This is a genomic window from Saccharothrix sp. CCNWYY140, from assembly GCF_037401995.1.
Classification (GTDB): domain Bacteria; phylum Actinomycetota; class Actinomycetes; order Mycobacteriales; family Pseudonocardiaceae; genus Actinosynnema.
On record NZ_JBBEGC010000247.1, the window covers coordinates 1 to 551 of the forward strand.

Genomic DNA, 551 nt, shown 5'->3' on the forward strand with positions numbered 1-551 from the left:
TGGAGGTGAACGAGCGGAAGTAGCGCCCGTTGGCGCCGATCGCCTCGACGATCATCAGGTACTGGTTCTGGTCCTTGACCTTGTAGACCTCGACGGCCTCGAACAGGTTGTTCGTGGTGTCGCTCATGATCGTGGTGTAGCTGGAGCCGAAGCTGCCCGGGAAGTTCCCGATCGGCATGCTGGCCCGGTAGATCTTGCCGTTGTCACCGGCGAAGAACAGGTACATGTTCGTGTCGTCGGCGATCAGCGTCTGGTCGATCGGACCCGTGCCCGAGCCGGTGATGCTGCCGGTGAACAGGGTCTGCGGCGCGGACCAGCCGTTGGGGTTGGTCGGGTCGGTCGAGGTCTTGTAGCTGAACGCCGGCCCGCCCCACTGGTAGGCCAGCACCCAGATGTTCTTCGGCGCGAAGTACAGCAGCGTGGGCGCCACCGTGCCGGAGTTCATCGCCTGCTGGGGCGCCGAGGCCATGTCGGACCAGTTGGTGAACAACCCGAAGTTCATCGAACCCCAGCTGTCGCCGAAGTCGTGCGTGGTCCCGTAGACCAGGTGC

The 551-nt window shown here is 63.9% G+C and carries 1 protein-coding gene; it reads right to left on the reverse strand.

Translation table 11 applies throughout. The features are described 5' to 3' along the window. Nucleotides 1-551, reverse strand: a 551-nt coding sequence (locus WBN91_RS39080; RefSeq protein ID WP_337729350.1) for a non-reducing end alpha-L-arabinofuranosidase family hydrolase, incomplete at both ends; no start/stop codon positions are given.